Annotated in this window: 16 protein-coding genes and 7 pseudogenes; 17 read left to right on the top strand and 6 right to left on the bottom strand. The window is 65.4% G+C overall.

The window, feature by feature from the left end:
- The first annotated feature begins 326 nt into the window (after positions 1-326).
- Positions 327-1,576: pseudogene (locus tag OMK73_RS23430) on the top strand (IS256 family transposase).
- Between the two features lie 241 nt (positions 1,577-1,817).
- Positions 1,818-2,186 (top strand): DUF1484 family protein, encoded by a 369-nt coding sequence (locus OMK73_RS23425; protein ID WP_267604132.1) that lies wholly within the window; start codon positions 1,818-1,820, stop codon positions 2,184-2,186.
- 197 nt (positions 2,187-2,383) lie between these two features.
- Here the strand turns inward: OMK73_RS23425 and OMK73_RS23420 are convergent.
- Both OMK73_RS23420 and OMK73_RS23415 read right to left on the bottom strand, forming a co-directional pair.
- Positions 2,384-3,534: pseudogene (locus OMK73_RS23420) on the bottom strand (50S ribosomal protein L11 methyltransferase).
- Between the two features lie 208 nt (positions 3,535-3,742).
- On the bottom strand, positions 3,743-4,684 hold the full coding sequence (locus OMK73_RS23415; protein WP_267604131.1) for a CysB family HTH-type transcriptional regulator: 942 nt from the start codon (positions 4,682-4,684) through the stop codon (positions 3,743-3,745).
- Between the two features lie 156 nt (positions 4,685-4,840).
- Between OMK73_RS23415 and OMK73_RS23410 the strand changes: the two genes are divergently transcribed.
- The 7 genes and pseudogenes from OMK73_RS23410 to cobA all read left to right on the top strand — a co-directional run bounded on the left by OMK73_RS23410 (position 4,841) and on the right by cobA (position 11,941).
- Complete coding sequence (locus OMK73_RS23410; protein ID WP_183036659.1) at positions 4,841-5,614, top strand: sulfite exporter TauE/SafE family protein; 774 nt, start codon at positions 4,841-4,843, stop codon at positions 5,612-5,614.
- A gap of 29 nt (positions 5,615-5,643) precedes the next feature.
- Positions 5,644-7,322 (top strand): annotated as a pseudogene (locus OMK73_RS23405) (nitrite/sulfite reductase).
- Between the two features lie 17 nt (positions 7,323-7,339).
- On the top strand, positions 7,340-7,921 hold the full coding sequence (locus OMK73_RS23400; RefSeq protein ID WP_267604130.1) for a DUF934 domain-containing protein: 582 nt from the start codon (positions 7,340-7,342) through the stop codon (positions 7,919-7,921).
- Positions 7,918-8,706: a phosphoadenylyl-sulfate reductase gene (locus OMK73_RS23395; RefSeq protein WP_267604129.1), complete on the top strand. Its 789-nt coding sequence runs from the start codon at positions 7,918-7,920 to the stop codon at positions 8,704-8,706. Before OMK73_RS23400 ends, OMK73_RS23395 begins: the two co-directional genes overlap by 4 nt.
- An 11-nt stretch (positions 8,707-8,717) precedes the next feature.
- Positions 8,718-9,680, top strand: coding sequence for a sulfate adenylyltransferase subunit CysD (gene cysD, locus OMK73_RS23390; protein WP_267604128.1), 963 nt, complete (start codon positions 8,718-8,720; stop codon positions 9,678-9,680).
- Positions 9,681-9,819: 139 nt separating this feature from the next.
- On the top strand, positions 9,820-11,124 hold the full coding sequence (locus tag OMK73_RS23385; RefSeq protein ID WP_267604127.1) for a sulfate adenylyltransferase subunit 1: 1,305 nt from the start codon (positions 9,820-9,822) through the stop codon (positions 11,122-11,124).
- A gap of 47 nt (positions 11,125-11,171) precedes the next feature.
- Positions 11,172-11,941, top strand: a pseudogene (gene cobA, locus OMK73_RS23380) (uroporphyrinogen-III C-methyltransferase).
- 181 nt (positions 11,942-12,122) lie between these two features.
- Here cobA and OMK73_RS23375 read toward each other — a convergent pair.
- The 3 genes from OMK73_RS23375 to lptF are packed head-to-tail and all read right to left on the bottom strand — an operon-like array spanning position 12,123 to position 14,818.
- On the bottom strand, positions 12,123-12,497 hold the full coding sequence (locus OMK73_RS23375) for a sirohydrochlorin chelatase (RefSeq protein ID WP_267604126.1): 375 nt from the start codon (positions 12,495-12,497) through the stop codon (positions 12,123-12,125).
- A 45-nt stretch (positions 12,498-12,542) separates the two neighbouring features.
- A complete protein-coding gene (lptG, locus tag OMK73_RS23370; protein WP_267604125.1) occupies positions 12,543-13,697 on the bottom strand; it encodes an LPS export ABC transporter permease LptG in 1,155 nt (384 codons plus the stop codon).
- Entirely contained in the window at positions 13,694-14,818 is a 1,125-nt protein-coding gene (lptF, locus tag OMK73_RS23365) for an LPS export ABC transporter permease LptF (protein WP_267604124.1), read from the bottom strand. Before lptF ends, lptG begins: the two co-directional genes overlap by 4 nt.
- Positions 14,819-14,958: 140 nt before the next feature.
- Here lptF and OMK73_RS23360 point away from each other — a divergent pair, with 140 nt between their 5' ends.
- The 3 genes and pseudogenes from OMK73_RS23360 (at position 14,959) to OMK73_RS23350 (ending at position 17,671) form a co-directional block, all read left to right on the top strand.
- Entirely contained in the window at positions 14,959-16,521 is a 1,563-nt protein-coding gene (locus tag OMK73_RS23360) for a leucyl aminopeptidase (RefSeq protein WP_267604123.1), read from the top strand.
- Positions 16,522-16,626: 105 nt separating this feature from the next.
- A pseudogene (locus OMK73_RS23355) lies at positions 16,627-17,043 on the top strand (DNA polymerase III subunit chi); the annotation flags it as partial.
- A 40-nt stretch (positions 17,044-17,083) separates the two neighbouring features.
- On the top strand, positions 17,084-17,671 hold the full coding sequence (locus OMK73_RS23350) for a hypothetical protein (protein ID WP_267604122.1): 588 nt from the start codon (positions 17,084-17,086) through the stop codon (positions 17,669-17,671).
- A 303-nt stretch (positions 17,672-17,974) separates the two neighbouring features.
- Here OMK73_RS23350 and ilvD read toward each other — a convergent pair whose 3' ends face one another.
- On the bottom strand, positions 17,975-19,648 hold the full coding sequence (gene ilvD / locus OMK73_RS23345) for a dihydroxy-acid dehydratase (protein ID WP_267604121.1): 1,674 nt from the start codon (positions 19,646-19,648) through the stop codon (positions 17,975-17,977).
- A 165-nt stretch (positions 19,649-19,813) separates the two neighbouring features.
- On the opposite strand from ilvD, the pseudogene OMK73_RS23340 reads away from it, so the two are divergent.
- From OMK73_RS23340 to OMK73_RS23320, 5 genes and pseudogenes are all read left to right on the top strand, one after another.
- Positions 19,814-20,811: pseudogene (locus OMK73_RS23340) on the top strand (LysR family transcriptional regulator).
- A 74-nt stretch (positions 20,812-20,885) separates the two neighbouring features.
- On the top strand, positions 20,886-21,698 hold the full coding sequence (gene lgt, locus OMK73_RS23335) for a prolipoprotein diacylglyceryl transferase (RefSeq protein WP_267604120.1): 813 nt from the start codon (positions 20,886-20,888) through the stop codon (positions 21,696-21,698).
- Positions 21,699-21,715: 17 nt separating this feature from the next.
- Positions 21,716-22,399 (top strand): HAD family hydrolase, encoded by a 684-nt coding sequence (locus OMK73_RS23330; RefSeq protein WP_267606486.1) that lies wholly within the window; start codon positions 21,716-21,718, stop codon positions 22,397-22,399.
- A 226-nt stretch (positions 22,400-22,625) separates the two neighbouring features.
- Positions 22,626-24,389, top strand: a complete 1,764-nt coding sequence (locus OMK73_RS23325) for a cytochrome P450 (protein WP_267604119.1) — start codon at positions 22,626-22,628, stop codon at positions 24,387-24,389.
- A gap of 405 nt (positions 24,390-24,794) precedes the next feature.
- Positions 24,795-25,443, top strand: a pseudogene (locus OMK73_RS23320) (GntR family transcriptional regulator); the annotation flags it as partial.
- Positions 25,444-25,467 lie beyond the last annotated feature (24 nt).

Here is a 25,467-nt window from a genome sequence, read left to right as displayed (position 1 = left end):
CCCAAGTCTGATGCATGACCGCCACGTTGTGCTGCGCCACGCATCAACATCAATTTATAGATTACCGGGTAGTCAACTGCAAGACGAGAGCAGCACCTAACGTCCGCTGTCCTACGCCCACGACCGATGGACCGCTTCTGGCCGAACTCGGACGTCAGCGTTTCGTTCTAAATCTGTTCATGGAAGCCATCGTCGTGGGTCCGGCGAGCGATCGATTCGAACTCCGTCGGGCCCGCCAGTGGATGCCCTTGTAGCCAACGCTGGTGCTGACGGGGCCTGTACGGGATTTTGTGTGCAGGGCATAACATGTCGACAAGGAGCATGTAATGCCACGCAAACCAAAGGCCATACCCAGGGACCTTCCGACCATCCCTAAGGAGCTGATCGATCAGTTCGTTAAAGGTCCGATGACTGCTGAGGCGGTGCAAGACGCCGCCATGGCGTTCAAGAAGGCCCTGATCGAGCGGGCGATGGGCGCGGAGCTGGGCCATCACCTGGGCTACCCGGCGGGTGCCGAGCGCCCGAGGATGCAACCAACCAGCGCAATGGCTCCAGCGCCAAGACCGTGCTTACGGACACGGGACCCTTGCGGCTGGCGATCCCGCGCGACCGCGACGGCAGCTTCGCGCCCATCCTGATTCCCAAGCACGACCGGCGTTTTACTGGCTTTGACGACAAGATCATCGCCATGTATGCGCGCGGCATGACGGTACGCGAGATCCAGGCGTTCCTGGTCGAGCAGTATGGCACTGAGGTGTCGCCCGCGTTCATCAGCTCGGTAACGGATGCGGTCATGGAGGAAGTCACCGCCTGGCAGGCCCGTCCATTGGAGGTCATGTACCCGGTCGTGTTCTTCGACGCGCTGCGGGTCAAGATGCGCGAGGATGGCGTCGTGCGCAGCAAGGCGGTCTATCTGGCGCTGGGCGTGCTGCCCGATGGCACGCGTGACATCCTGGGCCTGTGGATCGAGACCACCGAAGGGGCAAAGTTCTGGATGAAGGTGTTCAACGACCTGAAGACGCGAGGCACCCAAGACATCCTGATCGCGGTGACCGACGGCTTGAAGGGCATGGAGCAGGCCCTGAACGCGGTGTTCCCGAGCACGACACTGCAGACTTGTGTCGTGCATCTGATACGCGGCAGCCTGGACTACGCGAGCTGGAAGGACCGCCGTGTGGTGGCGGCCGCGCTCAAGCCTGTCTACACGGCTGCCACGGTTGAGGCCGCCGAGGCGGCGCTGTTGGCCTTCGAGCAAAGCGACTGGGGCAAGCGCTACCCACCGATTGCAGCCTCCTGGCATCGCGCCTGGGACCGGGTGATTCCATTCTTTGCGTTCCCGCCGGCCATCCGCAAGATCATCTACACCACGAATGCCATCGAGAGCATCAACGCGCAACTGCGTAAGATTATCAAGACCCGCGGGCACTTCCCGAGCGATGAAGCGGCCACCAAACTGCTGTGGCTAGCCTTGCGCAACATCACCGGCAAGTGGGGCAGCGCCACGCACGACTGGAAAGCCGCCATGAACCAGTTCGCGATCCTCTACGAGGATCGCTTCACACAACCCCATCGCTGAGATAGGATCAAAGGCCTGCCTGCCGGGCAGCCTGCCCGGCAGGCAGGTTTTTAGCCTTGCACACAAAAATCCTGACACCCCCTGCTGACGCACTCCACTGCGTAGTCCCCGCTGATTGACATCGCCCCAAACCTCCTCGACAATCCTCCAGTCACCTCAAACAAAGGTGACCAGGAGTGGAAACCTGCGAAAACATAGGCCACCAGCCGCCGCACGCGGCTAAATCTTCTATGGAACCGCTATGTCCAACTCCTCCGCTCACACCGCCCCGTCCATCCCCTCGCAGTATCTCGAGCGCACGCTCACACTCTCCCGGCAGTCCGACCTACTAGCCGACCTCATCCGCATCACCTTCCCAGCCGACACCCCCACAAAACTAAGCGTCCAGGAACTAGCCTACCAACTAGACGCCCTGCGCAACGACGCCCAAGGCATCGCGCAGGAAAGCTGCGCCGACCTGCTACGGGTAAGCGCTGGCCTAGGCGCCGTTCTAAGACTACTGGATTACGACAGTGAGGATGTGGAAGACAACCACGGGTTGCATTGCTTGCTGACACCGTTGAAGCAGCAGTTGGATGCGGCTTTGAATCGGGTGCAGGGGTTGCTTTGAGGTTTGGGGGAGGAGGGGGCTTTTGGAAGGGTGAGAGGCGTCGCTCTTGCTAGCTCCCGCCCTCTCCCCGCCCCTCTCCCGCAGGCGGGAGAGGGGAGACAACAGAGCGCAACGTTAGAGGCTCTGGTTGTCTTCAGACCAGGCGGCGAGTGCCGCCTGGTCTTGCTACTTACCTATAGCTAGCGATCAACGCCAGCTTACTTGATGCCCAACCGCCACAACGAAGTCACCTCAGCCGCGCGCGCAGCATGCAGCGGGTCAGTCATATCCGTAGCCTTCGGATGGTTCGGCTTCACCTCCAACCGCCCCAGCACCTTCAGCCCAGCCTCATCAATCCAGCCCAGCAACTGATCCCGCGTACGCAGGCCCAGGTGTTCAGCCAGATCAGACAGCAGCAGCCAGCCTTCGCCCTTGGGCTCCAGGTGATCCGCCAGCCCGGCGATAAAGCTCTTGAGCATCTGGCAGTCCGGGTCATACACCGCACGTTCAATCGGCGAGTTCGGGCGTGCCGGTACCCACGGCGGGTTGCACACCACCAGCGGGGCGCGGCCTTCGGGGAAGAGGTCGGCTTCTACCACTTCCACCTGGGCGGCGGCCTTCAGGCGGTGGATGTTGTCGCTGGCGCAGGCGAGCGCGCGCGGGTCCATGTCGGTGGCGATGACGCGCTTGACGCCGCGCTGGGCGAGCAGGGCGGCGAGCACGCCGGTGCCGGTGCCGATGTCGAATGCCAGGTTGAGGGCGCCGGCGGGTAGCTGGGCCTTGGCGACCAGGTCGATGTATTCGCCGCGCACGGGGGAGAACACGCCGTAGTAGGGGTGGATGCGCTCGGCCAGGGCGGGGATTTCCACGCCTTTTTTACGCCACTCGTGGGCGCCGATCAGGCCGAGGAGTTCGCGCATGGAGGCCACGTAGGGGGCGTCGACTTCGCCGTAGGCTTCGAAGCAGGCTTCGCGCACGTCGGGCGAGCGGCGCAGGGGGACGAGGTGGTCGGCGTCGAAGGGCAGCAGCAGCATGGAGAGCGTGCGGGCGCGCTGGGACTGGGCCTGGCGGTGCAGGTGGAAGGCTTCCGTGGGGGTGGGCTTGGCCTTGGGCACCTTGGAGGCTTTGGCGGCCTTCTTGGGCTTGTCGGCGCGGCGGGCCAGGGCTTGCAGCAGCTGGCGGGCGTTCTGGAAGTCGCCGCGCCAGAGCATGGCGGTGCCTTCGCAGGCGAGGCGGTAGGCGGTGTCGCCGGTGGTGGTGTCGTCAGCGATGACGACGCGCTTGGGCGGGGCGCGCCGGCTTCTGAGTGCCAGTTTGCGCTGCGTTCTTCGCCGTCTTCGGTCCAGTGGATGGTGGCTTGCTCGGTCATATGGTCTTTCTGGCTGCCTGGGGCAGCCAATGAGGTGGTGCTGGGTTGTGCTGATAAGTCTGGTCAACCGGAGTTGGCCATTCAAGGTGATCCGTCCCTGCCGCGCGCCGGTTGCATCCGGGGCGCCGTGGCGGGGCTGGCATGGCGCGGCAGGTGGCTGTCTGTCTCTATATTGGTCAGCCGCGCAGGATTGGGTAGGGGTAGTGCGTCAGAGTTCGTAGGCTTCGTGGTCGCCCGACATGGCTTGTTCTACCAGCTTGCGGTTCAGCGTCGGCGAGAACAGCTCAATAAAGGTATACACAAAGCTGCGCAGGTAGGCGCCTTGCTTCACGGCCAGGTGCGTCACATTGGTGCCGAACAGGTGGCCGGCTGGTATGCCGCGCAGGTTGCGGTCGCGCTCGGCGTCAAAGGCTACGCCGGCGACGATGCCCACGCCCAGGCCGATCTCTACGTAGGTCTTGATGACGTCGGCGTCGATGGCTTCCAGGATGATGTCGGGCTTGAGGTGGCGCAGCTCGAAGGCTTTGTCGATCTTGGGGCGGCCGGCGAAGTTGGGATCATAAGTGATGAGTGGGTAACCCATCAGGTCTTCCAGCGCCAGGTGCTTCTTTTCCAGCAGGGGGTGGTCGGGCGGCATGACGATCACATGCTGCCATTGGTAGCCGGGCAGGGAGATCAAATTCTTGTCGGCCGAGATGCCTTCCGTGGCGATCCCGATGTCGGCGTGGTCGTGCAGTACCATGTCGGCGATCTGGGTGGGATTGCCCTGTTGTATGGAGAGGCGCACCTTGGGGTAGCGCTTGGTAAACTCCGCAATCACCCGGGGCAGGGCGTAGCGCGCCTGCGTGTGGGTGGTGGCGATGGTGAAGTTGCCCTGGTCCTGGGCGGCGTAGTCCTTGCCCACGCGTTTCAGGCTTTCCACTTCTTGCAGGATCTTCTCCACCGACTCCAGGATGCGGCGGCCGGGCTCCGTCAGGCTGCGGATGCGCTTGCCGTGGCGGGTAAAGATGTCCACGCCGAGCTCTTCTTCCAGCTCGATGATTGCCTTGGAGACACCGGGTTGTGATGTGTAGAGCGCTTTAGCGGCTTCGGTCAGGTTGTAGTTCTGACGTACTGCTTCGCGCACAAAGCGGAACTGATGCAGGTTCATATACCTAGGTTCGTATAAACAAACAACTTCTTATTAGTTTGAGATATGAGGGCAGTTTATTACGATTCTCGAACTTTGTTAATGAACGGTCGGAACCTCCGTGTGCTTGCCTCACTTTTAGGCAGCAACGGGCGCTTAACGGCCTGGTGAACCCCAATGTCTCTTGCCTATACCGTTTCCGGTCTGCTAGTAGGCGTCCTCGTCGGTCTGACCGGGGTAGGCGGGGGTTCGCTCATGACGCCGCTGCTGACCTTGCTGTTCGGCTTTTCGCCGGCCACGGCGGTTGGCACCGACCTCGCTTTCGCCGCTATCACCAAGGGCTTTGGCACGCTGGCGCACCGCGCCCACGGCCATGTGCAGTGGCAGGTGGTGCGCCGCCTGTGCATCGGCAGCCTGCCGGCCGCGGTGGTGGCCATCCTGGTGCTCAAGAGCGCCGGTGAGCTTAACGCGCAGTGGCTGCATGCCATCCGCATGACCATCGGCGTGTCGGTGATCCTGACGGTATTGTCGCTGCTGTTCCGCAGGCAGCTGCTGGCCTGGCTGTCCCGCAATCCCCAGTTCCAGCTGGAAGGCCGCGCCCAGACCATTGCCACCATCGTGGTGGGCGCCGTGATCGGCGTGCTGGTGACGGTGTCGTCGATCGGCGCCGGTGCGGTTGGCGCCACCCTGATCCTGCTGCTGTATCCCCGCATGAAGCCTGCCGAAGTGGCGGGCACCGATATCGCCTACGCCGTCCCGCTGACGGCGCTTGCCGGCCTGGGCCATGTGTGGCTCGGCACGGTGAACTGGACCCTCTTGCTGGCCTTGCTGGTGGGCTCGATCCCCGGCATCTGGCTGGGCGCGCAACTGTCGCGGGCGCTGCCCGAGCGGCTGGTGCGTGCCGCGCTGGCTACCACGCTGACGCTGGTAGCCATCAAGCTCGTCTCCTGAATTTAACGAATACTGAACGGACCCACACCATGTATCAGTACGACCAATACGACCAGCGCATCGTCAACGAACGCGTAGCCCAGTTCCGTGACCAGGTGCGCCGCCGCCTGTCCGACGAGCTGTCCGAGGAAGAATTCCTGCCGCTGCGCTTGCAGAACGGCCTGTACATGCAGCGCCATGCCTACATGCTGCGCGTGGCGATTCCGTACGGCCTGCTGTCGTCCAAGCAAATGCGCATGCTGGCCCATATCGCGCGCGAGTATGACCGCGGCTATGGCCACTTCTCCACCCGCCAGAACATCCAGTACAACTGGATGGAGCTGGAGCGCGTGCCCGACGTGCTGGCCGACCTGGCCAGCGTCGAGATGCACGGCATCCAGACGTCCGGCAACTGCGTGCGCAACATCACCACCGACCACTTCGCCGGCGTCACGCCCGATGAGTCCGTGGACCCGCGCGTGCTGGCTGAGCTGCTGCGCCAGTGGAGCACGTTCCAGCCGGAATTCGCGTTCCTGCCGCGCAAGTTCAAGATCGCCATCTCGGCTTCGGCCGATGACCGCGCCGTGGTGCAGATGCACGATATCGGCATCTACGCGTACCGCAACGCCGAGGGCGAAACGCGCCTGCGCATCCTGGCCGGCGGCGGCCTGGGCCGCACCCCGATCCTGGGTTCGGTGATCAAGGAAGACCTGCCGTGGCAGCACCTGCTGTCGTACGTGGAGTCGGCCATTCGCGTGTACAACCGCTATGGCCGTCGCGACAACAAGTACAAGGCCCGCATCAAGATCCTGGTGAAGGCCATCGGCGCGGAGAAGTTCGCGCAGGAAGTCGAGGAAGAGTGGCAGCACAGCAAGGATGGTCCCGCCACCATCACGCAGGCTGAGTTCGACCGCGTGGCGCAATACTTCGCGCCCCCGCCTATGACAAGCTGCCGGACACCGACGCCTCGTATGAAAAGCACCTGCTGGAAGACAAGGCCTTCGCCCGCTGGGTGAGCCGCAGCGTGCATGCGCACAAGGTGCCGGGCTACGCCGCGATCACGCTGTCGACCAAGCCGGGCATTGCCTCGCCCCCGGGCGACGCTACCGATGCACAGATCGACCTGGTCGCCGACCTGGCCGACCGCTACGGCTACGGCGAGCTGCGCGTGGCGCACGAGCAGAACCTGGTGCTGCCGGACGTGAAGAAGCGCGACCTGTACGCGCTGTGGCAAGAGGCCAAGAAGGGCGGCCTGGCTACCGCCAACATCGGCCTGCTGACCGACATCATCGCCTGCCCGGGCGGCGATTTCTGCTCGCTGGCCAATGCCAAGTCGATCCCCATCGCGCAGGCCATCCAGGAGCGTTTCGACAACCTGGACTACGTGCACGACCTGGGCGAGATCTCGCTGAACATCTCGGGCTGCATCAACGCTTGCGGCCACCACCACGTTGGCAACATCGGCGTGCTGGGCGTGGATAAGGACGGCGAGGAGTGGTACCAGGTCACGCTGGGCGGCGCGCAAGGCAACAAGAGCGCCATCGGCAAGGTGATCGGCCCGTCGTTCAAGGCGGACGAAATGCCGGACGTGGTGTCGCGCATCATCGACACCTATGTGGCTAACCGCCATGACGACGAACGCTTCATCGACGTGCTGGGCCGTATCGGCATTGCCCCGTTCAAGGAACGCGTCTACGCCGACAAGCAGCGCGAACGCGCCGAAGCCTGAGCACCGGAGATAACGACATGGCAAAGATTATTCAACTGCAACGCGGCGAAGGCGCCAACCCGGTTCCGGTCATCATCGACGATGCATGGACGGTGCTGCGCGGTGCCGAGGGCGCGGCCCTGACCGACGAACAAATCGTCGCCGCCGCACAAGGCAAGGATGCGGTGCTGTTCCCGCTGACCGCCTGGCTGGCGCACAAGGACGGCGTTTTGGCCGGCCGCGCTGCCGACATCACCGGCATCTGGCTGGCGCCGGAAGACGAGCCGGCCGACGCGCAGGCCGCGTTTGCCAGCGTGGCCGTGGTCGCGGTGGATTTCCCCGTGTTCCGCGATGGCCGTGGCTTCTCCACCGCCTACCTGCTGCGCACCCGCTACAACTGGTCCGGCCAGCTGCGCGCCATCGGCGACGTGCTGCGCGACCAGCTGAACTTCATGAAGCGCTGCGGCTTCGACACCTTCGCGGTGCGCGCGGACAAGAACATCGAGGACGCCATCAAGGGCTTCACCGAGTTCACCGTGGCCTACCAGGCATCGGTGGATGAGCCGCTGCCGCTGTTCCGCCGCAACCGCGCCGAAGCGCTGGGCAAGGAAACGGCATGAGCGAGATTGCAATCATCGAGGCTCCGGTCTCGTCACTGCGTCCCCCGGCGCTGTGGACCGCGCCGGAGTACACCGGCAGCGTGGCGGATCTGGAGGCCAAGGAGCGTGAGCTGGGCCAGCGCCTGGCGACAATCGCCGGCCGCTTCTTCCGGGCCCGCTTTGCTTCCAGCCTGGCGGCGGAAGACATGGTGGTGACGGACGCCATCCTGCGCGGCACCGAGCAGGTGCGCGCCGGCATCCGCGTGTTCACGTTGCAAACCGGCCGCCTGCATGCGGAAACGCTGGCAGTGCTGGATGAAGTCAAGGCGCATTACGGCTATGACATCGAGCGCTTCACGCCGGACCCCGAGGCCGTCGAGAACTACCTGAAGAACCATGGGCTGAACGCGTTCTACGACAGCGTGGACCTGCGCAAGAGCTGCTGCGGCATCCGCAAGGTGGAGCCGCTGAACCGCGCGCTGTCCCACGCCGACGCCTGGCTGAGCGGCCAGCGCCGCGAGCAGGCGGTGACGCGCTCGGAGCTGCCGTTCGAGGAAATCGACGAAGCGCGCGGCATTCCCAAGTTCAACCCGCTCGCCGACTGGTCGGAGGCTGAGGTCTGGGCTTATTTGAAGCGACATAACGTGCCGGTTAACGCGCTGCATGCCAAGGGCTACCCCAGCATCGGCTGCGAGCCTTGTACGCGTGCCGTGCGCGCGGGCGAGGATGTGCGCGCCGGACGGTGGTGGTGGGAGAGCAAGGACTCGAAAGAGTGCGGGCTTCACGAACAGAACATCAAGCATTGAGGCCAGACGAAATGGGCATCATGAACGAACTGACTGGCGCGCCGGAAGTGGCGCACCTGCTGCAAGTGCAAAACGATCACCTCGACAAGCTCGAGGCGGAATCGATCTACATCATCCGCGAGGTGGTGGCGGAGTGCCGCAACCCGGCCCTGCTGTTCTCGGGCGGCAAGGACTCCATCGTCATGCTGCACCTGGCGCTCAAGGCCTTCCGCCTGGGCGAGCGCAAGACCGAACTGCCGTTCCCGCTGGTGCATATCGACACCGGCCACAATTACCCGGAAGTGATCAGCTTCCGTGACCAGCGCGTGGCCGAGCTTGGCGCGCGCCTGGTGGTGGGCCATGTGGAAGATTCCATCAAGCGCGGCACCGTGCGCCTGCGCAAGGAAACCGACTCGCGCAACGCCGCGCAAGCCGTGACCCTGCTGGAAACCATCGAAGCCAACAAGTACGACGCGCTGATGGGCGGCGCCCGCCGCGACGAAGAAAAGGCGCGTGCCAAGGAACGCATCTTCTCCTTCCGCGACGAGTTCGGCCAATGGGACCCGAAGGCCCAGCGCCCGGAACTGTGGAGCCTGTACAACGCCCGCATGGCGGCCGGCGAGCAGATGCGCGTGTTCCCGATCTCCAACTGGACCGAGCTGGACGTGTGGCAGTACATCGCCCGTGAAGAACTCGAACTGCCCCCGATCTACTTCGCACACCAGCGCGAAGTGGTGAAGAAGAACGGCCTGCTGGTGCCGGTCACGCCGATCACGCCCAAGCAGGACGGCGACGTCAGCGAAGTGATCTCGGTGCGCTTCCGTACCGTTGGCGACATCAGCTGCACCTGCCCGGTGGCCAGCACGGCGGCCTCGCCGATCGAGATCATTGCCGAGACGGCCGTGACCGAGATCACCGAGCGCGGTGCTACGCGGATGGACGACCAGACCAGCGAAGCGTCCATGGAACGCCGCAAGAAAGAAGGCTACTTCTAACCGGACGCATAGGCGGGCACATCGCGTCGTTGCGAGAGTGCTCGTGTACCAATGTACACGTCGCCCTCACGCGCCTAGCGCTGCCTCCCGCCTATGCGCCGGAGCGAGCGCTGCGAGATGGATGAAGAAAGGATTTGAAATGACCAAACAAGCATCACACCAAGGCCTGCTGCGTTTCATCACTGCGGGTTCGGTCGACGATGGCAAGAGCACGCTGATTGGCCGCCTGCTGTATGACAGCAAGGCTGTGCTGTCCGATCAGCTGACCGCGCTGACCAACGCCAAGAACAAGCGTACCGCCGGCGAGCAGATCGATTTCTCGCTGCTGACCGATGGCCTGGAAGCCGAGCGCGAGCAGGGCATCACCATCGACGTGGCTTATCGCTACTTCTCCACTGCGCGCCGCAAGTTCATCATCGCGGACACGCCGGGGCATGAGCAGTACACCCGCAACATGGTGACGGGCGCGTCCACCGCGCATGCCGCCATCGTGCTGGTCGACGCCACCCGCGTGACCGTGACCGACGGCCGTGCCGAGCTGCTGGCGCAGACCAAGCGCCACTCCGCCATCCTGAAGCTGCTGGAACTGCAACACGTGATCGTGGCCATCAACAAGATGGACCTGGTCGAGTTCAGCGAAGAGCGCTTCAACCAGATCCGCGCCGCCTACACCGAGCTGGCCAGCCAGCTGGGCCTGAAGGACGTGCGCTACGTGCCGGTGTCGGCGCTGCGTGGCGACAATATCGTCAACGCCAGCCAGGCCATGCCGTGGTACCAGGGCGAGCCCCTGCTGCCGCTGCTGGAAGCCCTGCCGGTGGAAGAACCCGCTCCCGAAGGCGACGCCGCGCTGCGTTTCCCGGTGCAGCTGGTGATCCGCCAGGACGGCGCCCAGGCTGACGATTTCCGCGGCTATGCCGGCCGGGTCGAGGCAGGCACCGTGCGCGTGGGCCAGAAGCTGCGCGTGCTGCCGGCCAACCGCGATGCGCTGGTGGCGGAAGTGCTGACCCCCAACGGCGTGGCCGAATCGGCCAGCGTGGGCGAGACCGTGACGGTGCGTTTGTCGGAAGACGTGGATGTGTCACGCGGTGATATGTTCGTGGCTGCCGCCGCGGACAGCGTTTCGGCCAAGAAGCTGACCGCCGACCTGTGCTGGTTCGATGACGAATCGCTCAATCCGGCCCGCAAATATGTGCTCAAGCACACCACGGCCAGCGTGTTCGCGCGCGTGTCGTCGGTGGATCGCGTGCTGGACGTGCATACGCTGTTGCATGAGACGGACCGCCACGAAATCGGCCTGAACGATATCGGCTCGGTGCAGATCTCGCTGCAAAAGCCCATCGTCTGCGATAACTATGGCGACAACCCGGCGACCGGCGCTTTTGTGCTGATCGATGAAGCTACCAACCACACCGTGGCCGCTGGCATGATCCGTGCGTTCGCCTAAGGCGAGTGCATAGACAAGTCGATCAAGCGAACGCGAAGGAGCATGGCATGGGCAAGGTCTACCTGATCGGGGCAGGTCCCGGTGCCGCGGACCTCATTACGGTGCGCGGCGCACGGCTTTGGGCGAAGCCCAGGTGGTGCTGCACGACGCGCTGGTCTCGCCCGAGATGCTGGCATGGTGCCCGCAGGCGCAATTGATCGAGGTGGGCAAGCGCTGTGGCCAGCGCTCTACCGCGCAGCTGTTCATCAACCGCCAGATCGTCGACCAGGCCAGCAAGTTCGAGCGCGTGGTGCGCTTGAAGGGTGGGGATCCGATGCTGTTCGGCCGCGCCGACGAGGAACTGCAGGCGCTGGAAGAAGCTGGCATCGAGTACGAGATCGTGCCGGGCATCACCGCCGCGCTAGCGGCGGCCTCCGCTATCCGCAAGCCGCTCACCAAGCGCGGCGTGTCGCGCAGCGTGGCCTTTGCGACGCAATCCAAAGCGGCTGACACGATCGACGTGGAGGCCAATGTGAAGGCCGATACGGTGGTGTATTACATGGGCCGCGACCAGGCGGCATCCATCGCAGCGCAACTGATCGCGCACGGCAAGCCGGCCTCTACACCCGCCTGGGTGGTCGAGGCCGCTACTTCGGCGCACCAGCGCAGCCGCCAGTTCACGCTGCGGCAGATGGCGGCGGGCGAGGCGGCGGCCTGGATCAATCCGGTGCATCCCAGCTTGCTGATGATCGGCGACGCGCTCGCCTCGCGGGCTAGCGAGATGGTGCCGAAGGATGTGGATGGTGAGGATGCGTTTGGGGTAACCCGGGCGGCCTGAAGTCAAGGCTAAGGCGCCAAAGAAAAAGCCGGGCAACGTTGCGTTGCCCGGCTTTTTCTTTGGGGTGCTACTTGCGTTCGTGCGGCGCTGGTTTGCTCCCTCTCCCACGCAGTGGGAGAGGGGTGAAAGCCGGCGTCATGGCGCGCGGTTTTGGCGCATCCCGTCGGCTTCGTTCGATGTCTCAGGAGCGCTGTTCCGCGCTGCCGAGCGTCCCCACGCAATAAGCTGCAATCGCATCCAGCACGCTGTCATCCTCGCCCACAGCCGCCGCGCAGCGGATCGTCACACTGGGAAGCTTGGCCCGGCAATCATCCAGCAACGCCGGCAGATCCCGCCGCAGATGCCCGCCCTGGCCGAAGAAAGCCGGTACCACATTGATGTCCCCAACGCCAGCCGCGGCCAGCTCGGCCAGCGTATCCGGCAGCGAAGGCGTCATCAGTTCCAGGAAGGCCATGCGCACCGCGCAATCCGGCAGGGCGGCCGTCAGCCTGGCGTGCAGCCGGTCGAACGGCTCGCGCCAGCGCGCGTCGCGCGCGCCATGGCCGAACAGCACCATGGCCTGGCGGGGAGGGGAGAGGTGTTCATCCTCGAACCTTAGCGCTTAATGCCGGTCCACCCAGCGCAACGCGCCAAGCGCTACCAGCAGGTACAGCGTGCCGGGGATCAGCGCCGAGACGATCGGCGGCCAGGTATGCAGCAGCCCCACATGGGAGAACAGCGTGTTCGACAAGTGGAAGGACAGCCCCAGCATGATGCCGCCGAACACCTTCACGCCCACCGCGCCGGCCCGCGCGTGCAGGTAGGCGAAGGGCAGGGCCAGCGCCACCATCACGAACAGGGTCAGCGGGTAGATCACTTTCTTCCAGAAGGCGATCTCGTAGCGCTGGGTATCTTGCTTGTTGTCGCGCAGGTGGCGGATATAGCGGAACAGGTCCAGCGTGGACATGCGCTCAGGCTCCACCAGCAGCACCGACAGGATCTGCGGCGTCAGCTCGGAGCGCATGGTCATGGCGGGCACGCTTTGCTGTTCGCCGCGGAAGGATGGCGCCAGGGCGTCCGCCTTGCCGGGTTCGCCCCTTGGCAGCTCCAGGAAGTGGGTTTCGGTCACGCCGGTGAGCTGCCAGGACTGGCTGCCCTGGTAGCGGCCTTCCTTGGCCACGCGGATCACGCTCAGGCGATATTGGTCGTCGAACTCATAAATGGTGACGCCGATGATGCTCTGGTCGGGCCGCAGGCCGGCCACGTTGACGAAGCGCGTGACCTCATGGCCCTTGGAGGCATCGCGGTCGCGGTCCTTGACCCACACGCCGGAGCGAAAGCCTGCGGAAACCGTGGCGCCCAGCGCTTCGAGCTTGACCTTCTGCGCGTACTGCTCGGCCTTGGGGCCGATGAACTCGCCGAAGATAAACGTGGCGATGGCCAGCGGAATCGCCAGCTTGAACAGCGAGAACAGCGCCTGGCGCGTATTCAGGCCGGCCACCCGGAAAATGGTGTACTCGGACTGGCTGGCCAGTTGCGAGAACACATAGATGGCGCTGATCAGCACGGCGATCGGCAGCACCTCATAGATGCGGGTGGGCGCCTGCAGGATGACGTGGAAGAACGCCACCAGCGAGGTGTAGCGGCCGGCCACGCTCTCCAGCTCGCTGAGCATGTCGAAGAACACGAACAGCGCCAGCACCGCAAACAGGATGAAGGCGAAGACGCCGTAGATCAGCCGCCCGAAATAACGCTCGTAGACACGCAAAACGGTCATGCCTGGCTCCCCCGGTTGCCGCCCTTGCGGGGCAGGCCGAAGACCGCGCGCCAGCCACCCAGGCTGCGGTTCTGGCGGTAGCGGAACAGCAGCACCGCGCCCAGCAGGGCAATCAGGTGGAACGGCCACCAGGCCATCGAGAACGGGATGGAGCCGGAGCGCACCCAGGCCTGCGAAAGGTTGATCACGTTACTGTAGGTCAGGTAGATCAGCACCGCGAAGACCAGGGGCGTGTAGCGGCCCAGGCGCGGGTTGACGTAGGCAAGCGGGATGGCGATCAGCACAAAGTTGAAGGCCAGCAGCGGCAGCGACAGGCGCCACAGCAACTCGCCCAGGTTCTCGTTGGTGGGGCTGCGCAGCAGGTCGATGGTGTCGCGGCTCTTGGTCGGCAGGTTGGCTTCCGTCTCGGGTGGTTTGTTGTCCACCTTGACCGCGTACTGGTCGAACTCGATGATGCGGTAGTCGATCTTGCCGGGCGTGCCGGCATAGCGGCGGCCGTTTTCCATCACCACCATGCGGTCGCCGTTGGGCATGGTCTGGAACTGGCCCTGGTGGGCCAGCGCCACGCCGATCTTGTCGGCTTCGGCGTTGGCCACAAAGACATTGCGCGCGTGCTTCATGTCGGCGTCGATGCCTTCGATGAAGAGCACGTAGTTGCCCTTGGCCGGCTCGATGAAGCGGCCGGCGGCGATCATGGACAGCACGCCGCGCTGCTCGAAGCGGTCGCGGAACAGGGCGCTTTGCTGGTTGGCCCACGGCCAGGCGAACATGCCCAGCAGCAGCGACATGATGATGAAGGGCGTGGCGAACTGCAGCACCGGCTTGACCAGGTCGCGCAGCGAGATGCCGGCCGAGAACCACACCACCATCTCCGAGTCCTTGTACCAGCGCGTGAGCACGATCAGGGTGGAAATGAACAGGGTGGCGGACAGCAGGATCGACAGGTAGCCGATGGTGGCCAGGCCGATCAGCATCAGGACGTCATTGGGGCTGGCCTGGCCATTGGCGGCCATGCCGAGAATACGGATTACGAGCGAGGTCAGCATGAAGGTCAGCATGACCAGGAACACCGCGCCGGCGGTGTATGCGAGCTCGCGACGCAAGGCTTGTTGAAAGATCATGCGGAGTCGGTTCCGGGCTGCCGGCCGGCGCGGGCGATGTCGGCGCCGGAGAGGCTTTGCTAGCAGCATAGCGGACCGGCGGCAGCAAATCGCGGATAATAGGAGCTTTCGTGGTGGACAAGCCCCTGGAAGGAAGCGCGATGGAATTTAGCACAAAAGCCTTGGATTGGAGCAAAGCGGGCCAAAATGGTTTCCTGGCAACCAAGACCGATTGTCTGGTGGTGGGCCTGTTTGAAGGACAGAGCCTGGCCGGTGTGGCCAAGGCACTCGACGTAGCAACCAAGGGTTTGGTATCCCGGCTCGTCAAGCTGGGTGATTTCGAAGGCAAGCGCGGTACCCAGCTGATGCTGCACGAAGTGGCCGGCGTGGGCGCCGCCCGGGTGCTGCTGGTGGGCTTCGGCAAGGAAGCCGAGTTCGGCGACAAGGCGTTCGCCGAGGCCGTGCGCACCGCGCTGCGTGCCTTGTCCGGCACGCGCGCCGCCAATGTGCTGTGGTGCCTCGCCCAGCAGCAGGCGCCCCAGCAGGCCGGCAACGCTCGCGACCTGGCCTGGCGCCTGATCACCACCGTCACCCTGATCCGCGAAGCCGGCTACCGCCTGCAGGAGCGCCATCCGGGCCTCAAGCGCGCCAATGCCAAGGGCAACGGCAACAGCAACAGCGCCGACAAGCCCGCCGGCCTGCGCAAGGTGGTGCTCACCGTCGACGCGGCCGACGCCAAGGCTGCTGCCCAGGCCGTGGTCCGCGGCGCGGCCATCGCCAACGGCATGGAGCTCACCAAGGACCTGGGCAACCTGCCGTCCAACATCTGCACGCCGACCTACCTGGCCAATGCCGCGCGTGGCATCGCCAAGCGCCACAAGCTCAAGGTGGAAGTGCTGGGCCGCAAGCAGATCGAGGCCCTCAAGATGGGCGCCTTCCTGGCGGTCACCAAGGGCGCGATCGAGCCGCCCCAGTTCATCGTGCTGCGCTACGACGGCGCCTCGGCCAAGCAGGCGCCGGTGGTGCTGGTGGGCAAGGGCATCACCTTCGATACCGGCGGCATCTCGCTCAAGCCCGGCGAGGGCATGGACGAGATGAAGTACGACATGTGCGGCGCCGCCTCGGTGCTGGGCACGCTGCAGGCCGTGGCCGAGATGGGCCTCAAGCTCAACGTGATCGCGGTGGTCCCCACCTGCGAGAACATGCCCAGCGGCAACGCCACCAAGCCGGGCGACGTGGTCACCAGCATGTCCGGCCAGACCATCGAGATCCTCAACACCGACGCCGAAGGCCGCCTGGTCCTGTGCGACGCGCTGACCTATGTCGAGCGCTTCAAGCCGGCCGCCGTGGTGGACGTGGCAACCCTGACCGGCGCCTGCATCATCGCGCTGGGCCACGTCAACAGCGGCCTGTACGCGCGCAACGACGGCCTCGCGGACCAGCTGCTGCAAGCCGGCCGCAAGGCCATGGACACCGCCTGGCGCATGCCGCTGGACGATGACTACCAGGATCAGCTCAAGTCCAGCTTTGCCGATATGGCCAATATCGGTGGCCGCCCGGCCGGCAGCGTGACCGCCGCTTGTTTCCTGGCGCGCTATGCCGAGAAGTACGACTGGGCTCACCTGGACATCGCCGGCACCGCCTGGAAGAGCGGCGCCGCCAAGGGCGCTACCGGCCGCCCGGTGCCCCTCTTGGCGCAGTTCCTGATGGACCGCGCTGGCTGAAGCTTGATGGTTAAGCTTGATGCTTGACCGCAGGGACGGGCCGGCGCCGGCATCTGCGCGGGTCCGTCCCTGTTTAGCTTCATTCTCACAGGATTGCTTTCAACCATGACGCGTATCGATTTCCACAGCAACGTGCCCGACAAGCTCGGCTACGCTTGCAGGCTGATCCGCAAGGCGTATGGCGCCGGCCAGAAACTGGTGGTGCATGGCGCGCCGGAACAGCTGGCGCAGCTCGATGCGCGCTTGTGGACGTTCTCCGCGCTGGATTTCCTGCCGCATTGCGGCGTGGACAGCCCGAACGCCGAGGTGACGCCGATCGTGCTGGCGGCCACGCTGGACCAGGCCCCGCACCATCAGCTGCTGATCAACCTCAGCGCCGAGCCGCCGGCGCAGTTCGCCAGCTTCGAGCGCATGATCGAGGTGGTCGGCAGCGACGCCGACGATCGCGCCGCCGGGCGCGAGCGCTTTCGCCTGTACCGCGAGCGCGGCTATCCGCTGGCGCACCACGATATCGCCCAGGCCGGCCAGGCAGGCCAGTCAACCCAGGGCAAGGGGACGCCGCATGACCGAACGCACCACCTCGCGCGTGATCCCGCGCATCGGGCCCAACGACAGCATTCCGCTGCTGACGGAGGTGATCGACCTGCCCACCGACGGCGCCAAGCAACCGGCGCCGGATGCGCCGGGGGCGACGCAAGCCGCGGGGTGGTCGGATTCCGGCGCTGGCGGCCCAGGCCATGCCCAGCCCGCGCATGACATGGCCTGGCCCGGCCCGGTCACCCATGTCGTCATGCCCCGTGAGACCGGCGACGGCATTCCCGCGCCCGAGATCCCCGCGCTGCACCAGCCAACCCCGTCCACCCAGGATGGCGCCTACTCGGTCTCGCACGCCACGCACCACGCCAGCCCGCCGCCCAGCGCGGACGAGTTGCGCGCCATGCGCAGCGAGCTGCTGACCCGCGTGATGATGCGGTTTCGCACCGAATGGCCGCAGGTGGTGGAGGCCCATACCGAAGCCACGCTGCAATCGCGCCTGGCCCCGCTGACCGCGCAACTGGCGGCGGAACTGACGCAGGCGATGGAGGCAAGGCTGGTGGAATGGCTGGACGCCACGCTCGAAGAAATCGAGCGGGATCCGGGCGGGATGTAAAGACCCGAGGCACCGAACGAAGCCGAAGAACAGGCCAAAGCCGCGTGCCATGACGAAGGCTTTCACTCCCTCTCCCCTCAGGGGGAGAGGGCCGGGGAGAGGGGGCTTAGCTAGGAGCCACCGGAAGCGGAGCCCGTGGTTTTTGACGGCGCGACGCAGTAACGAGCGCCCGCCCTCTCCCCCAACCCCTCTCCCGCAGGCGGGAGAGGGGAGCAAACCGGCGGGAGATTGAACCTCCCCCGCACCATAGAAAAAGCCCGCGATCGCTCGCGGGCTTTTTCATTCCGGCACTAAAGCCAGGCCTCAGTCCGTCACAGCGCCCTTGCTGGCGGTCGAAGCCAGCTTGGCGAACTTCGCCAGCACGCCACGGGTGTAGCGCGGTGCCGGCTGCTTCCAGGCGGCGCGGCGCTTGGCCAGCTCTTCTTCGCTCACGTTGAGTTCCAGCAGCAGCTTGTGCGCGTCGATGGTGACGGAGTCGCCTTCCTGCACCAGCGCGATGTTGCCGCCCACATGCGCTTCCGGCGCGACGTGGCCGACCACCATGCCCCAGGTGCCGCCGGAGAAGCGGCCGTCGGTGATGAAGCCGACCGATTCGCCCAGGCCCTTGCCGATGATGGCAGAGGTGGGGGCGAGCATTTCAGGCATGCCGGGGCCGCCCTTGGGGCCCAGGTAGCGCAGCACCAGGATGTCGCCGGCATTGATCTTGTCGGCCAGGATGGCGTCCATGGCGCTTTGCTCGTCCTCGAACACGCGGGCTGGGCCGGTGATGACCGGGTTCTTCAGGCCGGTGATCTTGGCGACGGCGCCTTCCGGTGCCAGGTTGCCCTTCAGGATGGCCAGGTGGCCTTCCTTGTAGAGTGCCTTTTCGATCGGCATGATCACGTCCTGGTCGGCGCGCGGGGTGTCGGGCACGTTTTCCAGTTCCTCGGCCAGGGTGCGGCCGGTGATGGTCAGGCAATCGCCGTGCATCAGGCCGGCCTTGAGCAGGATCTTCATGACCTGGGGAATGCCGCCCGCGCGGTGCAGGTCGGTCGCCACGTACTGGCCCGACGGCTTCAGGTTGCAGATCACCGGCACCTTGCGGCGGATGCGCTCGAAGTCGTCGATGGACCATTCGACTTCGGCCGAGTGGGCGATCGCCAGGTAGTGCAGCACGGCGTTGGTGGAGCCGCCGGTGGCCATGATCAGCGCAACCGCGTTCTCGATGGACTTGCGCGTGATGATGTCGCGCGGCTTGATGTCCTTCTTGATGGCCTCGACCAGCACGCGTGCCGATTCGGCGGCGCTGTCGACCTTTTCCTGGTCCGGGTTGGCCATGGTCGACGAGTACAGCAGCGACATGCCCAGCGCCTCGAACGAGGAGCTCATGGTGTTGGCGGTGTACATGCCACCGCACGAGCCCGACGACGGGCAGGCGTTCTTCTCGACGCCTTCGAAGTCTTCCTGGCTCATGCGGCCAGCGGTGAATTCGCCCACGGCCTCGAACGACGACACGATGGTCAGGTCCTTGCCCTTCCAGTTGCCCGGCTTGATGGTGCCGCCGTACACATAGATGCCCGGCACGTTGGTGCGCGCCAGCGCGATCATGCCGCCCGGCATGTTCTTGTCGCAGCCGCCGATCACGACCACGCCGTCCATCCACTGGCCCTGGGCCGCGGTCTCGATGCAGTCGGCAATGACTTCGCGGGAGATCAGCGAGTACTTCATGCCTTCCGTGCCCATCGACATGCCGTCCGAGATGGTCGGGGTGCCGAAGATCTGCGGGTTGGCGTCGGAGGCCTTGATGGCGGCAACCGCGGCGTCGGCCAGGCGTTGCAGGCCGGAGTTGCACGGCGTGATGGTGGAGTGGCCGTTGGCGATGCCCACCATCGGCTTGTCGAAGTCTTCCTTCTTGTAGCCCAGCGCGTAGTACATCGAGCGGTTGGGGGAGCGCGCCACGCCTTGCGTGATGTGCTGCGAGCGTTTGTTGTATGCCATGGGAATCTCCGGGGGAAGTGTGCCGGCCTGCGCGGGGCGCCTCAGGGGTTCCGAGGACCGGGCAGGCTCTTGCCATGTTGTGGACGAGAGCATGCCGCTTGCCTTTTATCGTGTCAAATATATTATTCAACCTCTATTGAGTCGAAAAACATATCAGGAGCGCCTGTGGACCTGCGCCAGTTGCGCTACTTCGTTACCGTGGCGGAGGAGTTACATTTTGGCCGCGCCGCGCAGCGTCTCACCATGACGCAGCCGCCGCTGTCCCAGCAGATCCAGGCGCTGGAGGAGGAGATCGGCGTGCAACTGTTCGCCCGCACGCGGCGTTCGGTGGCGCTCACTCCGGCTGGCCAGCAATGGTTGCCCGAGGTGCGCCGCGTGCTGGCCGACGCCGCAGCACTGCCGGGCCTGGCCCAGCGGCTGGCGCGCGGGGAGGCCGGCACGCTGTCGCTGGCCTTCGTCAGCACGGCCGACTACGGCATCCTGCCCGACCTGCTGCGCAGCTTCCGGGCACGCCATCCCAATGTGCAACTGCAACTGCGCGAGGCCACCAGCGATATCCAGCTGGAGGCCCTGATGGACGGCGGCATCGACGCCGGGCTGGTGATCCGCCCGCAACTACCGGCCATGCCGCATGGCGTGGCCTACCTGCCGCTGGTGCGCGAGCCGCTGGTGCTGGCCGTGCCGGAAGGCTGGTGCCCGGGCGGCGCGAAGGCGGGGGAGGAGGGCGTTTCGCTAAAGGATGCGGCGCACGAGCCGCTTATCATCTTCCCCGGCGAAGCGCGCCGGCGTTTTATGACATCATTACGGGCTGTTATGCGCGCGAAGGCCTCACGCCGGTGATCGCCCAGGAGGCCATCCAGATGCAGACCATCGTCAGCCTGGTGTCCGCCGGCATGGGCGTGGCGCTGGTACCGGCCTCGCTTTGCAACCTTCGCCGTACCGGTGTGTCCTACCTGCCGCTGCGCGACGCCGGGCCCGATATCGAGACCGGGCTGGTGTGGCGGGAGGCCGGTGCCGACAGCGTGAGCCCCGTGCTGAGATCGTTCATCGAGATCGCCGGCGCGCTGGCCGCTGCCATGACGCTGACGCAAAAGGCTGGCATAAAACTGGCCACGGCGCCGGGCGCGGCCGCTGCGGCGAGGCACCTGACGGACGCAGCCTGAATCCTGACCCTGATGCCGCACCGGACGCCAAGCTGGCGCGTGCAATTCTTCTTACAACCCAAACCACGGCAAACATGCTGATTCATCCCCAATTCGATCCGGTTGCGATTCATCTCGGCCCGCTCGCCATCCGCTGGTACGGGCTGATGTACCTCGCCGGGTTCATCATGTTCCTGTGGTTCGGGCGCCTGCGCATCCGCCAGCCGCACATCGCGGCCCAGGGCTGGACGGTCAAGGACCTGGACGACATGCTGTTCTTCGGCGTGCTGGGCGTGATCCTGGGCGGGCGGCTGGGCTATGTGTTGTTCTACAAGGCCGATTACTACCTGAGCCATCCGCTCGAGATCTTCAAGGTGTGGGAGGGCGGCATGGCCTTCCACGGTGGCTTCTTGGGCGTGATCGTGGCGATGTGGCTGTTCGGCAAGCTGCGCGGGCGGCACTGGATGGAGGTCACCGACTTCATCGCGCCGATGATCCCCTGCGGGCTGGCGGCCGGGCGCATCGGCAACTTCATCAACGGCGAGCTGTGGGGCCGGCCCACCGACCTGCCGTGGGGCATGATCTTCCCGCAGGCCGGCGACAACATTCCCCGCCATCCTTCCCAGCTCTATCAATTTGCCGGCGAAGGCGTGGCGCTGTTCATCATCCTGTGGCTGTTCGCCAGGAAGCCGCGCCCCATGGGCGCTGTCTCGGGCGTGTTCCTGATCGGCTACGGCGGCTTCCGTTTCCTTGCCGAGTTCGCGCGCGAGCCGGATAACTTCCTGGGCCTGCTGGCGCTGAACTTCTCCATGGGCCAGTGGCTGAGCCTGCCGATGATCCTGGCCGGCATCGCCATGGTGGTCTGGGCGTACCGTCACGGACAGACGGCGCAGGCACCGGTTCGTTAAAGCTGGCGCAGATGACGATGTTCACCGCCGCCATCTTCGATATGGATGGCCTGCTGATCGACTCCGAGCGCGCCATCATGCAAGCGTGGATCGGCGCCGCGCGCGCGCTCGGCATTGCGCTGGCGGCCAGCGATTATGTGCAGGTCATCGGCAAGGCCGCGCCGGAGTCCAACGCGCTGCTGGTTTCCCTGCTTGGCGATGAGCGTGCCTTTCGCCAGGTGCAGGCGATGGCGGGCGCGCAATTGCATGCGCCGGTCACGGGGCCGAGGTTTCCGCTGAAGCCCGGCGCCAAGGAACTGCTGATGGCGCTGCGCCATGCCGGCATTCCCTGCGCGGTGGCATCGTCGTCCCGCGTCGAGGAGATCAAGGACCGGCTCGGGCGCGTGGGTGTGCTGGATTTCTTTACTTGCGTCTCGGGTGGCGATGAGGTGCGCCGCGGCAAGCCCGACCCGGCGCTCTACCAGCTGGCCGCCGAGCGCCTCGGCGTGGCGCCGCAGGCGTGCCTGGCGTTTGAGGACAGCGAGAACGGCGCAACGGCCGCGAACCGCTCGGGCGCACAGGTGGTCGTGGTGCCCGATATCAAGCCGCCTTCGCCGGCCGTGACCGGATTCAGTTTCCGGGTACTGGGCACGCTGCATGAGGCGATCCCGTACATTCCGCGTTGGTTCGGCCGCACAGGCCCAGCGGGGCTGGAGCCATAGCGCCTGGGGCACAGCCTGCCGATATTCCTCGCGAGAGGTCGGGCACGGTGGTGTGGATGGCTGGTATGTGATGGCCGCGCGGTATCGGCATGGCGGCTTCGGCATGGGCATCAACGGCGCTTGGGCAGGACCGCTGGCGGTGTGTATTCTTCCCGTCAGGCGGGCCGTTTGACACATCCCGCCCCTATTCGCCAAGAGGGGCTGCCCATGAACGACAGCGGTGGAAATGGCACGTGAGGCGGCTGGAGCCGAGGCTTCCCCGAAGCGGGTACGCGTCGCTGCCACGGCGGACCTGCGCGACGACGTTGCGCTGCCGGCCAGTGTGGACGGGGTGGATCTCGTCGTGATCGGACATGGCGGCGGCGCCGTGGTCTACCAGGGGCACTGCCCCCACCGGGGCACGCTGCTGGCGGAAGGCGCCATCGAAAACGGCACGCTGACATGCCGTGGGCACGGCTGGCGCTTCGACTGCGGTTCCGGAAGCGCGGCCGAGCGGCCCGAGGTCTGCCTGAAGCGGTTCACCGCCTTCGTCGAAGACGGCGAGGTCAGGGTGGAGCGCGATGACGTGCTCGCGTGGCAGCGCCTGCAGGCAGAGCGGGATGCGGCGTCGCCAGCGTCGCCGCCGAGCCCTGGCCTGCGCTCGCTCGCGGAGCTTCCCGGGCCGAAGGGGCTGCCCTTGCTAGGCAGCGCGTTGCAGTTGCAATGGGAGCAGCGGCGGATGCACCTGGTCTTCGAGCAATGGTGCGAGGCGTTCGGTCCCCTGTACAGCATCCGCCTGATGAACCGGCTGGCCCTGGTGGTCGCGCAAGGGGAGTTGATCGACAAGATCCTCCATGACCGGCCCGAGACCTATCGCCGTATCGGCGCGCTCGAGGCGGTGGCGCTGGAGTTGGGCGCGCTCGGCGTGTTCGCCGCCGAGGGCGAGGTGTGGCGCAGGCAGCGCCGGCCGGTCGCGCAGGCGCTCGACGCGCACCGGCTGCGCGATTTCTTTCCAATGCTGTCCAGCGTCACACTGAGGCTGAAGCGGCGATGGCAAAAGGCGGCCGCGCAAAGACGGCATGTGGATGTGCAGCATGACCTGATGCGGTACACCGTTGACGTGACGACCGCCCTGGCCTTCGGCTACGACATGAATACGCTGGAGCGCGAAGGCGAGGCTATCCAAAAGCATCTAGAACAGATCTTGCCGATGGTGAACCGGCGCATCAATGCGCCATTTCCGTACTGGCACTACCTCAGGCTGCCGGCGGACCGCTCGTTCGACCGTGCCATGGTGGCGATCCGCCAAACCATCGGCGAGTTCATCGCCGCGGCACGCCAGCGGCTGGCGCAGAGCCCGGAGCTCGCCGCGCATCCGACCAACTTCCTGGAGGCGATGCTGGTTGCCCAGGCCGCGGGCCAGGCGTCGCTGGACGATGAGGAGCTGTTCGCAAACATCTTCACCATGCTGGTAGCGGGCGAGGATACGACCGCCAACACCATCGCCTGGATGATGCATTTCATGTGCAGCCACCCGGAGGTGCAGCACAGGATGCAGGAGGAAGTTGGGGCGGTGCTGGGGCAGGCAGAGGTCTTGCAGGACATACGGGATGCCGCCAGGCTCGTGTATGTGGAGGCGGTCGCGCATGAATCGCTGCGGCTCAAGCCGGTCGCGCCGCTCCTCTTCCTCGAACCCAACGTCGATGTGGCTGTCGGCGGCGTGCGGGTGCCGCGCGGGACGCTGGTCGTGCTGTTGAACCGGCCCAACGCGCTGCAGGAGCGCAACTTCCCCGCTGCCCGGGAGTTCCGGCCGGAGCGCTGGCTGCAGGGCGCGGCGGCGGCCCAGCATCGCAGCGGCTTCGTGCCGTTCGGCTCGGGACCGCGCTTGTGTCCGGGACGCAATCTCGCGTTGCTGGAGGCCAAGGCGGCGATTTCGATGGTCTGCCAGAACTTTGATGTCAGGCATGCGCCGGGATCGGGGCCAGTGGGGAGGCCTTTGTCTTTACGATGATGCCGACGGATTTGCAGGTGGTTTTTTCAGCGCGCTAGCGCAATGGCGTTCGAGACTGGCGTGGCCACCGTGGCAATTCACGCCCGAGGCTGCGTGCTGCGGCGCGTCAGCGAGAGTGCCAGGGCGAGCGCTGGCTGGTACGGCGGCTGCACAGCCTGTGCCGGAGCCGCGCCGGCGCTGGCGAGGCGGGCTAGTCAGGGTACTTAACCGTCACTGTCCAGGGGCGTCGCGGCCCAATTTTACCTTCCTGGTGCATGCAGCGCATGCGGCTGCGCAACATCGAATTGTCTTGTCTTCGCGTCGCCGTTATTCATAATTATGAATTATTGGGCCTGGCAAGACACATTCCATCGCTTCATCCGCCACCCCGATGCCATTGCCATTGCATTTCCGTCCGGAGGCACCATGCGCATCATCCAGCAGGCCCTGTACCTTGAAGTCGCGGAGCGCCTGCGCACCATGATCGACGAGCACGCGCTGATGCCCGGCGCCTGGATCGACGAAGCCGCGGTGGCCGAGTCGATGGGGATCTCGCGCACGCCGATGCGCGAGGCGCTCAAGGTGCTGGCCGCCGAAGGCCTGGTGCGGCTGGAGCCGCGCCGCGGCTGCTTCGTCAACGCGCTGTCCGAGCAGGACCTCGACGAGATCTTCCCGCTGATGGCGCTGCTGGAAGGGCGCTGCGCCTATGAGGCCGCGCGCAACGCCACCGCCGAGGACCTGGACGCGCTCGAAAGCCTGCACGCCGACCTGACGCAGTATGCGCAAGCCGGCAATATCGACGCCTACTACGAGACCAACTACCAGATCCACGAAGCCATCCAGCGGCTCGCCGGCAATCGCTGGCTGTCCGGCCTGATCAGCGACCTGCGCAAGGTGCTGCGGCTGTCGCGCCACAAGAGCCTGAAGCTGCCAGGCCGCATCCGCGAATCCTGCGCCGAGCATCTGTCGGTGTTCTCCGCGCTCAAGGCGCATGACCCGGAGGGCGCCGAAACCCTGATGAAGACGCACTTGCTACGCCAGCGCGGCGCGCTCAGGGCGCTGGACGCCGCGGAGATGGCCGAGGCCGGCGACGTTGTCG

The sequence above is a fragment of the Cupriavidus sp. D39 genome, assembly GCF_026627925.1.
In the GTDB taxonomy this organism is placed as follows: Bacteria; Pseudomonadota; Gammaproteobacteria; order Burkholderiales; family Burkholderiaceae; genus Cupriavidus; species Cupriavidus ulmosensis.
The sequence above is the reverse complement of the archived record's forward strand: the minus strand, read 5'-3'. Positions and strand labels throughout refer to the sequence as shown.